At 35.1% G+C, this 10270-nt stretch carries 13 protein-coding genes and 1 pseudogene; 10 read left to right on the top strand and 4 right to left on the bottom strand.

Features of this window, described 5'->3' with window-relative positions:
- Window positions 1–273 precede the first annotated feature (273 nt).
- Genes J7E77_RS10160 through J7E77_RS10175 form a run of 4 tightly spaced genes read left to right on the top strand, consistent with a single transcriptional unit; the run spans window position 274 to window position 3400 of the window.
- A complete protein-coding gene (locus J7E77_RS10160; RefSeq protein ID WP_214713928.1) occupies window positions 274–648 on the top strand; it encodes a GntR family transcriptional regulator in 375 nt (124 codons plus the stop codon).
- A gap of 11 nt (window positions 649–659) precedes the next feature.
- Complete coding sequence (locus J7E77_RS10165; RefSeq protein WP_214713930.1) at window positions 660–1349, top strand: ABC transporter ATP-binding protein; 690 nt, start codon at window positions 660–662, stop codon at window positions 1347–1349.
- Window positions 1346–2176, top strand: a complete 831-nt coding sequence (locus tag J7E77_RS10170) for a hypothetical protein (RefSeq protein ID WP_214713932.1) — start codon at window positions 1346–1348, stop codon at window positions 2174–2176. Before J7E77_RS10165 ends, J7E77_RS10170 begins: the two co-directional genes overlap by 4 nt.
- A 15-nt stretch (window positions 2177–2191) precedes the next feature.
- On the top strand, window positions 2192–3400 hold the full coding sequence (locus J7E77_RS10175; protein ID WP_214713934.1) for a hypothetical protein: 1209 nt from the start codon (window positions 2192–2194) through the stop codon (window positions 3398–3400).
- A 136-nt stretch (window positions 3401–3536) separates the two neighbouring features.
- Here J7E77_RS10175 and J7E77_RS10180 read toward each other — a convergent pair whose 3' ends face one another.
- Window positions 3537–3923: a hypothetical protein gene (locus J7E77_RS10180; protein ID WP_214713936.1), complete on the bottom strand. Its 387-nt coding sequence runs from the start codon at window positions 3921–3923 to the stop codon at window positions 3537–3539.
- 131 nt (window positions 3924–4054) lie between these two features.
- Complete coding sequence (locus tag J7E77_RS10185; protein ID WP_214713938.1) at window positions 4055–4924, bottom strand: SDR family oxidoreductase; 870 nt, start codon at window positions 4922–4924, stop codon at window positions 4055–4057.
- Window positions 4925–5548: 624 nt separating this feature from the next.
- Here J7E77_RS10185 and J7E77_RS10190 point away from each other — a divergent pair.
- Both J7E77_RS10190 and J7E77_RS10195 read left to right on the top strand, forming a co-directional pair.
- Window positions 5549–5761, top strand: a complete 213-nt coding sequence (locus J7E77_RS10190) for a hypothetical protein (RefSeq protein ID WP_214713940.1) — start codon at window positions 5549–5551, stop codon at window positions 5759–5761.
- Window positions 5712–6209: a conjugal transfer protein TrbL family protein gene (locus J7E77_RS10195; RefSeq protein WP_214713942.1), complete on the top strand. Its 498-nt coding sequence runs from the start codon at window positions 5712–5714 to the stop codon at window positions 6207–6209. The genes J7E77_RS10190 and J7E77_RS10195 overlap by 50 nt, the downstream gene beginning before the upstream one ends.
- A gap of 106 nt (window positions 6210–6315) precedes the next feature.
- On the opposite strand, the gene J7E77_RS10200 is transcribed toward J7E77_RS10195, so the two are convergent.
- Window positions 6316–6510, bottom strand: coding sequence for an IDEAL domain-containing protein (locus tag J7E77_RS10200; protein WP_214713944.1), 195 nt, complete (start codon window positions 6508–6510; stop codon window positions 6316–6318).
- Window positions 6511–6819: 309 nt separating this feature from the next.
- On the bottom strand, window positions 6820–7767 hold the full coding sequence (locus J7E77_RS10205) for a DNA-directed RNA polymerase subunit alpha (protein ID WP_214713946.1): 948 nt from the start codon (window positions 7765–7767) through the stop codon (window positions 6820–6822).
- A 205-nt stretch (window positions 7768–7972) separates the two neighbouring features.
- On the opposite strand from J7E77_RS10205, the gene J7E77_RS10210 reads away from it, so the two are divergent.
- The 4 genes and pseudogenes from J7E77_RS10210 (at window position 7973) to J7E77_RS10225 (ending at window position 10143) form a co-directional block, all read left to right on the top strand.
- Window positions 7973–8272 (top strand): hypothetical protein, encoded by a 300-nt coding sequence (locus J7E77_RS10210; protein ID WP_214713948.1) that lies wholly within the window; start codon window positions 7973–7975, stop codon window positions 8270–8272.
- Window positions 8273–8424: 152 nt separating this feature from the next.
- Window positions 8425–8673 (top strand): annotated as a pseudogene (locus J7E77_RS10215) (tyrosine-type recombinase/integrase); the annotation flags it as partial.
- A gap of 179 nt (window positions 8674–8852) precedes the next feature.
- Entirely contained in the window at window positions 8853–9131 is a 279-nt protein-coding gene (locus J7E77_RS10220; RefSeq protein ID WP_251026602.1) for a helix-turn-helix domain-containing protein, read from the top strand.
- Window positions 9124–10143: a DUF3231 family protein gene (locus J7E77_RS10225; protein WP_214713952.1), complete on the top strand. Its 1020-nt coding sequence runs from the start codon at window positions 9124–9126 to the stop codon at window positions 10141–10143. The genes J7E77_RS10220 and J7E77_RS10225 overlap by 8 nt, the downstream gene beginning before the upstream one ends.
- Window positions 10144–10270 lie beyond the last annotated feature (127 nt).

A 10270-nucleotide genomic window follows, 5' to 3' on the forward strand; every position in this document is an offset into this window, starting at 1 on the left:
ATACTTATTTTATACAGCTCTGATGCTTAAAACACCATATTGCATTGCTCCTTTAGCCTATTTTTTCTTTTTATTGTATTATGCACTTAATACAGATAGTGTAAATGCAGCTTATGTTTAAACACATTTTATTTTGAACAATGTCTAATCAGGTTAATGCATGAGTTTTTTTGGAATCTGGTTTCTTTTTATAGCATTTTTATTTTTGTTATTACTGTATTAACCTAATAATACAACGGATATGAAAACATTATGTTTTTAGGAGTTGGGTCTATGGATGTAAAGTTTAACAATAGGGATCCTGTTTATGTACAAGTGATCCGGCATTTTAAAGAACAAATTGCAACAGGTTATTTCGAACCAGGTCAAGAGATTCCATCAAGAAGGGAACTAGCGAATAAGCTGAAAATTAATCCGAATACAGCGCAGCGAGCGTATAAAGAAATGGAGGAACAAGGGTTGATTTTTACGGAAGGGAATTTGCCTAGCCGCATTACGAAAGATGAGCAGGTGTTGAAAATGGTACGAGAGGAATTGATTTTAGAGGCAGTTGATGCATTCGTTCATTCAGTTTGGGCAATCAATGTACCTTTACATGAGGCCTTGAATTTAGTAAAGAGCAAGTATGAAAGGGAAATGAATGAATAGGGGGGATTTATGTGATAGAAGTAAAAGATGTAACTAAAAAATTTGGTAGGAAAAAAGTGTTAAAAGGAGTTTCATTTACTGCTGAAAAAGGGAAGATTACTTGTTTAATTGGCATTAATGGTGTGGGGAAGACAACCATTATGAAGGCCATCATGGCATTAACCCCAATTAATAGTGGTGAAATTATTATTGATGGAGAAAAAATTCATAAAGGGAGTTATGAAAAAATGACCTTTATCCCTGATGCCATAACGATGCTTCCCCAAATGAAAATAGGAGATGCTTTTACCTTTATGGCTGATTTTTACGATTGTTGGAATCAGGAAAGGGCAAGCGAACTTCTTCAATTTTTCAAGCTCAAAGAAAGTGATCGAATTTCTGAACTCTCGAAAGGCAATACCGCAAAAGTGAACCTTTTGCTAGGTTTAGCAATGGATGTAGAATATGTTTTAATGGACGAACCCTTTTCAGGGATTGATATATTTAGTCGTGAGCAAATTGCGGATGTATTTTCCAGCCATCTAATCGAGAACCGTGGTGTCATCATTACGACACATGAAATTAATGATATCGAACATCTAATTGATAAAGTGGTGTTACTAGATAATGGGGTAGTGTTAAAAGAATTCGATGCAGAAGAGGTCAGAGAAAGTGAAGGAAAATCGGTAATCGATGTCATGAGAGAGGTGTATAAAGCATGAGTCGTTATTTGAAGTTAGTCAATTTCGAGTTTAATCGTTTTTGGAAACTATATATCGTTTTAATTGGAGTTACGATTTTTTCCCAACTAATTGGCGTGATTGTTGAATCACGAACCTATGTAAATCAAGCAAATCAAATGATTTACGAGGAATTAATACCGATGAGTGAATTTATCGAACAAAATGGCACCCTATCCTTTTATAATATTTCTCAGACTCTTTGGTTTATGGGACCGATTGGACTTTGTTTGGTGGTATTAATCATTTATGTTTTTTTTATCTGGTATCGTGATTGGCTTGGGAAAAATACATTTATTTATCGTTTGTTAATGTTGCCGACTGCTCGAATTCATGTTTATTTAGCAAAAGCGACAACGATTTTACTATTTACTTTAGGGCTTGTTGCCTTGCAGCTAATATTATTACCCATCGAAAATCAAGTGTTACTGCGGATCGTTCCGAATGAGTTGCGTACCAATCTCTCAGTTTATGAAATGATTAAGGTTCCTGATTTGATGATTATGTTTCCAAATACTTTTATTGAATTTATTCTATATTATGTCGGTGGAATGGCTGCTGTATTTATTGTTTTTACGGCTATTTTGTTTGAACGTTCTTTTCGTATGAAAGGGGTGTTCTACGGCATTCTCTATAGCGCCGCTTCTATTGTAATTTTTTTAGCTCCCATTTTAGTAGATGAATTTATTCTAAACAATTACTTTTACCCACTGGAACTATTTTTCATGGAATTAGGAACAGGTTTCATTGTTTTGACTGGTGCCATATGGACGGGCAATTTCCTCATAACGAAAAAAGTAAGGGTTTAAAAGGAGGGCGTACAAATGAAACGATATTGGAAAATCATCTCACTTTGTATCGTTACGGTGATGGTTATTGGAACTTTTTATATACAATCTAGTTTGGCTGCCAATGAGAATGCTAAAATTGAATTTGAAAAAGTAAGTGGTAAGGAAGATGAAGTGAAAAATTTAATCTTTTACGGTGACTATGTTGTTGGTAACCTGAATCAATCCTTACAAATCACAAGTAAAGAAACAATCAATCTAACTAATCAATCTCTAATTCAAGAACTAACAAAGAATAACACCGTGCCTGTATTAAAAAAATTAATAGACCAGTACCGGACTTTTATGCGCGGTAAGGAATTCACGCCCAATAACTTTTATGAAGATGAAAATCTAGTAGTCTATGCCAGCATAAAAGCGAAGGATTCTAGACATTCCTCTTTTGATATTAACCTATTAAATAAAAAATCAGAAGAAACTACTTCGATTCAGTTAGCTGTGCCGAAAAGAGAAAATTACGGTTGGATGGAGGTTGTCGATGTCCAAGTCATAGATGGTAACTTAAAGGTCATCACACGGGGGTTTCGGACAGAGGGCGGAAATGATCTGAATGTATACACAATTAACATAGATGAACAAAAATTAGTTAATGATGAAATAATTCATTCGGCCTCATCGGTAGAGAATGGGTGGTCAGATATTATCATTATCAATGATTATAATTCTATTCAATCAGAAAAATATCTTTTGTTTAAGACTGAGGCTTATGAAGATAAACAGGTTCAAGCTGAGGGCGAAATGGAATTGGACGGTGAACCGAAATTAGTCGCCAATGAAGTCATGGTGTACGATATAGAAAATAATAAGTCGAAAAAATTAGTTGTTCCTGATGAAATACGTGGAACTATAGGTGATTTCTCTGCTATCTTTCATTCTACTATCTTTATACCATCTCAGTCAGAGAGTGGTTTTGAAGTGAACAAGTATGATATCGAAAAGGAGAAATGGGGCAAAAAACTGACATTTGATTTATTACATAATAAGGAAGATGAAGGTGCCCCCTATATAAAATTAATGAATGGAAAAATATATATCATTCATTCAACAAATAATGGACATACCATTTTCATTCGTGATTTAAAAACAGGAAAATCATTATATGAAGGAGAACTAAAAGTGAAAAACACAAGAGAAGGTCAAAATGATTTTCTCTTTCAAATTAGTGAAATAGAGTCTGTTCAATAAAATGAGCTTGAGGATAATTCCCTCAAGCTTCGATTTTTTTGTCCTATTTTAATCCCTGCTTTATCAATCTTAATAGCAAAAGGACTATTCGCGTAAATAGCCCTTTTGTGTAATCTATTAATTCTTTTTAAAGATCTTAATCTCGCAATCTGTCAATGACCGTACATTCCCTTGCACCTCTGCGGATTAATCGACGTGCAGCTGCTAATGGGATTTCGACAAGAACTGCTTCGTCCGTGTTGTTTTCTACATCAAACACTGCAAATGCCTCTCCATCTACAATCAAGATACAAATAAATTCTACTTCTACATCATCCGATCTCGGAACGCGGGTTGTAATTTCACAACGATTGACTCCTGCATCCAACAATGTCCTGGCCTCTTGTCGTGATATACGAATAAACACGAATTCCTCGAATGCAACATTACCTGCTTCTACTTCGATTTCTACTAATAGAAAAAAGCGATTTCTGATTTGTACAATACAATTTGCTCCAATTGAAATAACGTCCTCTATACTCATAAAATTTCACCTCCCTTTCTACATTAAATGTAGGAGTAAATTGGGAGGTGTGGACAAATTGTATTAATAGTTTATATTTTTTTTCTCTTTTTATGGCTTATGGAGGGAATGATTTGCTTTAATGTATCTACCTACCCATTAACGACTTTTCCACCATTTATATGCAGAATTTGTCCAGAAACATAGGATGAATCTGAATTTGATGCAAGGTAGACATACGCAGGAGCAACCTCTTCCGGTTGTCCAGGGCGCTTCATCGGTGTATCCTGTCCAAATTTACTTACTTCTTCCGCGGTAAAAGTAGAAGGGATAAGTGGTGCCCAAATAGGTCCTGGAGCGACTCCATTTACTCTGATTCCTTTTTCGGCAAGCTGATGGGCAAGAGACCGTGTAAAGGTTGTAATTGCACCTTTAGTAGAAGAATAGTCAAGCAGCTTTGGATGTCCTTGATAGGCAGTGATAGATGTTGTATTAATAATCGCACTTCCTTGCTTAAGGTGAGGCAACGCGGATCTTGTTAAATGGAACATAGAAAAAATATTTATCCGGAATGTCTTTTCCAGTTGTTCTGTCCCTATATCCAAAATGCTTTCTTGAGGATGCTGTTCAGCCGCATTATTCACAAGTATATCAAGTCCGCCCAGCTCATCTATTGTTTGCTGTACAGCTTTTTTACAGAAGGATTCATCACCGATGTCTCCAGCAATTAATAGGCATTTTCCACCTTCCTCCTCAACCAGCTGTTTGGTTTCTTCGGCATCATTGCTTTCGTTTAAATAAATAATCGCAACATTTGCCCCCTCCTTTGCGAAAGCTATTGATACAGAACGTCCAATTCCACTGTCTCCACCGGTAATTATGGCATTCTTTCCTTGTAGCTTGTTACTTCCTTTGTAGTTCGGATTTTCCGTATCTGGAAGTGGCTTCATATCCTTCTCAATTCCTGGTTGCTGGTTTTGTTCCTGTGCGGGTAATTTGCTTGGGTACTGTTCATTGTTCATTTGTTATACCTCCAATAAATTTGGGATGTGAATACAGTACCCGTTCAACAGAGAGAATAAACCATAACAAGCAAAAATGTATAAATCCACAAACCATGTTATAAATGAACAAATGTAGAAAATTTAAATAAAATGGAAAACGAAAAATGTTAAAAAGTTCGATGGAACGGGAATGTTAATATAAGTAGAAATATCAAATGCATCTCAGATGATTATTGTTACAAAATAAGTTGTTTAAAAACTTCTTGAAACCGAACAATACTCTAATGGGGGAATGTAAAATGAAAATCCTTAAACCTGAATGGCTTTCATTAAGCAAAGAAATAAAAGTGAAGCTTATTCGTTTAGCGATATTGGAAAACCAGAGCAAATACAATAGACTATAAAAATGACAAAAGACACCAGAATAGGCTTATTCGGAATGCCAGTTGTCGACAATCGGAAACCCTACAAAAGTAGGGTTTTTTTATTTGAGAGCCGGGCAGACGTACCTTGCGCAGTTAAAATTAAAAAGCAAAAGCCAATGATGTTTTTATTCGATATAATATTGCTATTTCCTTTTGGTGTCCGTTTGAAGGAAAAATAGATTCTGATCTATTTCTAGACATGGTCGAAAGAGCTGAGGTGCTTGGAGTAGATGAAATTGTCCTTTGCGACACAATTGGAAGAGCCAATCCAAAGCAGGTTTTCGATTTGTTGAAAGTGACCGCTTTGCTGTTACCGGCAATGCCTTTTATCCAAAAGATCTTGTTAGAACAAGTCGCCTATAACATGGGGAACTGGATGATTGGAGAAGGAAGTAAGGTTAGCAAGGAAAAAATCAATTTATATGTTTGATCCAAATAACTTTGACACGTTCCATTTTCAGGGTGCTGCACTCCTTATCTTACTAGCCGTATTTGCTGTAGCATTTATAGCATTCTTATTTTCAGTTGCAGTATTCCATGCAGATATCATGTTCCTATATTTACTTTCTCCCTTAGCTTGTGTATCGGTCATTGCTGATGATAATGAATACTTGGGTGTCTGGTGGCGTGAATTACTAAGTCAGATTGTTACTATTATCGCGAAAATTTTTTTATTCGTTGTAGCTCTAAGTATTTTAATCAATGAAAATATTACGTTTCTTAATTTTGTTTTACTTATGGGATGTTGTATTCTCCTTATAAAGAGTCCATCGGTACTTAGAAATATGTGGTATTCATCGGGTTCTGGAAGAGGATTGATGGGGGCTATGGGTGGTACAACCAAACTGATAGCTAGGAGATTTCTATTAAAAAGGTAAAGAAAAAGAGACTCCGAGTCCAACAAACGGGTACTTTAGTTCAACAAGCAGTATAACAGGATCTTCGACTGGAAGATCCTTTTAAGAACAATTACATAAAACAATTTTAAGAAACTTTCTTTAATTCCTCTGTTAATCGTAGGAATTCTGCTTTATTTTTATTTTCTAAGGATAGGTCGATTTTTTTTTGAATTTTCTCTTTTCGGAAATCACGCAGGGCCTTGTCTAACACCATTTCAGCAAATAGAGAATCCATGACATTTACTTCAGGTTGTGGTGAATTAAGCAAATTCTTTTCCATAAGAAATCAACTCCTTAACCTTTTTTCTAGTATACCAACAATTTTCGGACTATTCAAATAATTAAAATTGGTAATTTGAGAGAGAACAAAAAGAAATATATTTTATCTACATATTTGGTTAAGAATCTATTCATGAGTATGGAGGAGAACATAATTGTACCGTCCTTGCAGTAAGTAGATATGTATAATTAATTATCACCTACTTACTACATTTAAAAACATTTATAACTACCGTCCATTAGTACTTTCTTCAAGATACCGGAGAATATTTTCTTTAGTGGGAATTCACAAGGAAAATAATGATGGATTTTAATCATCTTTGCGTACGATTATACCTAAACGTTCTAATTTATCTATGATCTCTTTTAAAGATTTTTGTCCTAAGTTACGTAATTTTCTTATATCTTCTTCGGACTTATTAGCTAAGTCATGAATAGTATTAATCCCATTGCGTTTGAGACTGTTGAAAGAACGAACAGAAAGGTCTAAATCCTCAATAGTTAGGTTAAGAATTTCTTTTTCTTTTGAAACTTCTTCTCTTTCCAACATAAATTGGCTATCTTGTGATTCAGGATTAAGTCCTACTAAAATAGAAAGATGTTCATTAAACATTTTTGCACTTTCAGAAAGGGCTTCACTGGGTCCTAAACTCCCATCTGTCCAAAGTTCGAAAGATAACCTTTCAAAACTATCCAATTGACCAACACGAGTGTTTTTAACTATATAACTGGCGCGTGAAACCGGTGTATAGATTGAATCGATTGGTATGACTCCTTCTTGAAGGACTTCAAGTTTGTTTAGCTCTGCTGGAACATAACCACGTCCACGTTTTGCAGTTAGGCGCATTCTAAAATGTACATTCTCTTTAAGGGTAGCAAGATGCAAATCGGGAATTAAGATCTCTACATCACTATCATGAGAAATATCAGCAGCTGTTATTGTACCGGTTCTATGTACATCAATCATCAATTCTTTCTCATCGTCAGAGAAAATATTCATAGATAATTTTTTTATGTTCAAAATGATGGTTGCTACATCTTCTTCTATCCCTTCAATAGTTGAGTATTCATTCTGTACCCCATCTATTTGTATGGAAGTGACAGCGGCACCGGGGAGTGAAGATAAAAGGATACGACGTAATGAGTTGCCAAGTGTCGTTCCAAATCCTCGCAGGAGAGGTTCAACGACAAACTTTCCGTACTTGGCATCCTCGCTAATCATAACCTTTTCAATTCTTGGCACTTCAATTTTTAACATCCGAATTATACACTCCTTTTAGTCATTAACACCAAAAACAACCTATTATATTTAGTTAATATACTCCAAGTACTATTAGGAATGCTAATTTTACAGGTAAAAAATGTATTTAACGATTGTTTTCTTGGTCTGCAGCAGGAAAGTTTGAGAGACCGTTAGTTAAGAGTGGCTGTGATGGCCGCCCTATGGATATGGCGGATTGCCTATGACCGAAGTAGGAGCATTATTGGATGAGCTGGGCCTGAATGCATCATCCAGTCATGTGGCGCTTGAAGAATTGAAAAATAATTTGACTCAAATTATTGAAAATCAGAAAATATTAAGAAGTAAGTATGTTGTTGCCCTTATATACTGCCATACCGTGAAGCGGATTACCAAGAGTGGATATTTCCATCAGTTTAACACTCCACGCCGTGAACGCCGCACTCGATTTTTGGCGGATTTTCCCTTAACCACTTATCTGTCTGCGATACATGATAAATATTGGTTTCAAATTCTTCCTTGACCTGCTCGGGGCTTTCCGTAGAAAGGGTTTCGCTGGTGTTAAATTGGTGGCAAGTCGGTGGCAGACTGGTGGCAAAACCAAACATACTGCCACCAATTACATCTGTTTAAATCATACAGGAAAAATAAAAGCCTATTATATCAATGCTTTCAAATGCAGTTAAAAATGTCTTTAAACGGCTAAAGACAATTATGAACTTTAAAGATGTAAGGTTATCAGCCCATACTTTCAGACATACCTTCGCACACAGATTCCTAATTAATGGTGGTGATGTCTTCACCTTACAAAAAATGTTACGTCACAGTTCTTTAAAGACGAGTGGAATTTACTTGGCTTTATGGGGAACTGCTTTACGAGAGCAGAATGATAAGTATAACCCGCTAAATTCTTTAGATGTTTAATATGGAAAATCGTAATCTTCAAATTGAGAGGGTTGTTTTTGATAATCTAGATTTGAGCCACTTTTCCATGATTTGATCACATAAAAAATGAGCCACATGATTTCCAATTCTATTAACCTCTCTTATGATAGGAAGTGACCAAACTTACTTCATATGAGAGGACGAAAAGGATGATCGAAATGGCTCAATTTCATAATATCAAATTCTTAAAAGAGGTTGAAGGTTTATCGCAAAGACAAATAGCGACAAAACTTGGAATATCTCGTAACACAGTAAGTAAATACCTAAAAAACAATACAGCACCGACAACAGTCTTAAGAAAAAACGTTTATGGAACAAAAGAATATGCTCCTGAAACAAAACGGGTCATTGAAAAAGATGATTTGAATACTTTTTCCTATTTAACAAATAATACATTTATTACTAGGCATTATTTGGAGGTTCTATATCATGGGTGAAAATAAAATCAATCTAACTTCGTCCGAAATAGCATCTCTTTGGACGACCTATATGAATGATAGTATGTCGATTCAATTTTTAAACTATTTTCTTAATACAGTTGAAGACTCAGAAGTAAGGTCAATTATTGAGATGGCTCTTAACATTCCATCTGGCGATTTTTCCTATTTAACTGAACTCTTTCAGCAAGAAGATTTTCCTGTTCCCAATGGGTTGTCTGACAGTGATGTTAACCTTAATGCTCCTCGTCTATATACAGATTCATTTATGCTTACATATATCAACCATATGTCTAAAGCTGGGATGCTAGGATACAGTGGTTTTTTATCCATGAGTACAAGAAGAGATATTCGCAAATTTTATAAGAATGGACTTAACAAAACCGCTGATTTATATGATGAAAGTTCGGAGGTACTTCTACAAAAAGGACTGTATGTCCGTTCGCCTTATATTGATTATCCTAAACAAAAAGATTTTGTTGACAGCAAAAGCTATTTAAGTGGATTAAATCCATTTACTAATAAACGACCATTAAATGCAATCGAAATATCACACTTAAATATGAATATTCAAAACAATGTAATCGGGGTAATATTAGCTATTAGTTTTGCCCAATCTTCCCCTAGGAAAGAAGTTCAAAAACTTATGCTTCAAGGAAAAGACATTTCTGAAAAACACGTCAAAATTTTCTCCTCTACTTTACTTGATAATAATACACAGTCGCCCGTATCTGCTGATGTATCCATAACTAACTCAACAGCCGAGGTATTTTCTGATAAATTAATAATGTTCCAAATGGGATTATTAACAGCAATGGGAACTGGTAATTATGCAACAGCCGCCGCAGCAAGTCAACGAAGTGATTTAGTTTTAAATTATGAACGCCTTTCCCTTGAGATTGCTCAGTACGCAAAGGACATTGCATATTTAATGATTCAAAATGAATGGCTAGAACAACCCCCTGGAACAATGGATAAAGTAAAATTAGCCCAACAAAAAAAGCAAAATTAAATAAAGTTTTGAAAACTAAACAAAAACAATGGTATCGCTAACATTGTTTTTTATTGTCATTTTTATCATGTGAAATTTGATTCTAATAAAAAAGGTAAGCACAATTTTAAACTGTACCCGTTAGAGT

The organism is Bacillus sp. ISL-77 (assembly GCF_018613105.1).

Excerpts from the sequence above, each read along its gene's own strand:
- J7E77_RS10160 (WP_214713928.1), top strand. The coding sequence starts at position 274 with ATGGATGTAAAGTTTAACAATAGGGATCCTGTTTATGTACAAGTGATC.
- J7E77_RS10170 (WP_214713932.1), top strand. The coding sequence starts at position 1,346 with ATGAGTCGTTATTTGAAGTTAGTCAATTTCGAGTTTAATCGTTTTTGG.
- J7E77_RS10175 (WP_214713934.1), top strand. The coding sequence starts at position 2,192 with ATGAAACGATATTGGAAAATCATCTCACTTTGTATCGTTACGGTGATG.
- J7E77_RS10180 (WP_214713936.1), bottom strand. The coding sequence starts at position 3,923 with ATGAGTATAGAGGACGTTATTTCAATTGGAGCAAATTGTATTGTACAA.
- J7E77_RS10185 (WP_214713938.1), bottom strand. The coding sequence starts at position 4,924 with ATGAACAATGAACAGTACCCAAGCAAATTACCCGCACAGGAACAAAAC.
- J7E77_RS10200 (WP_214713944.1), bottom strand. The coding sequence starts at position 6,510 with ATGGAAAAGAATTTGCTTAATTCACCACAACCTGAAGTAAATGTCATG.
- J7E77_RS10205 (WP_214713946.1), bottom strand. The coding sequence starts at position 7,767 with ATGTTAAAAATTGAAGTGCCAAGAATTGAAAAGGTTATGATTAGCGAG.
- J7E77_RS10210 (WP_214713948.1), top strand. The coding sequence starts at position 7,973 with ATGACCGAAGTAGGAGCATTATTGGATGAGCTGGGCCTGAATGCATCA.
- J7E77_RS10220 (WP_251026602.1), top strand. The coding sequence starts at position 8,853 with ATGGCTCAATTTCATAATATCAAATTCTTAAAAGAGGTTGAAGGTTTA.
- J7E77_RS10225 (WP_214713952.1), top strand. The coding sequence starts at position 9,124 with ATGGGTGAAAATAAAATCAATCTAACTTCGTCCGAAATAGCATCTCTT.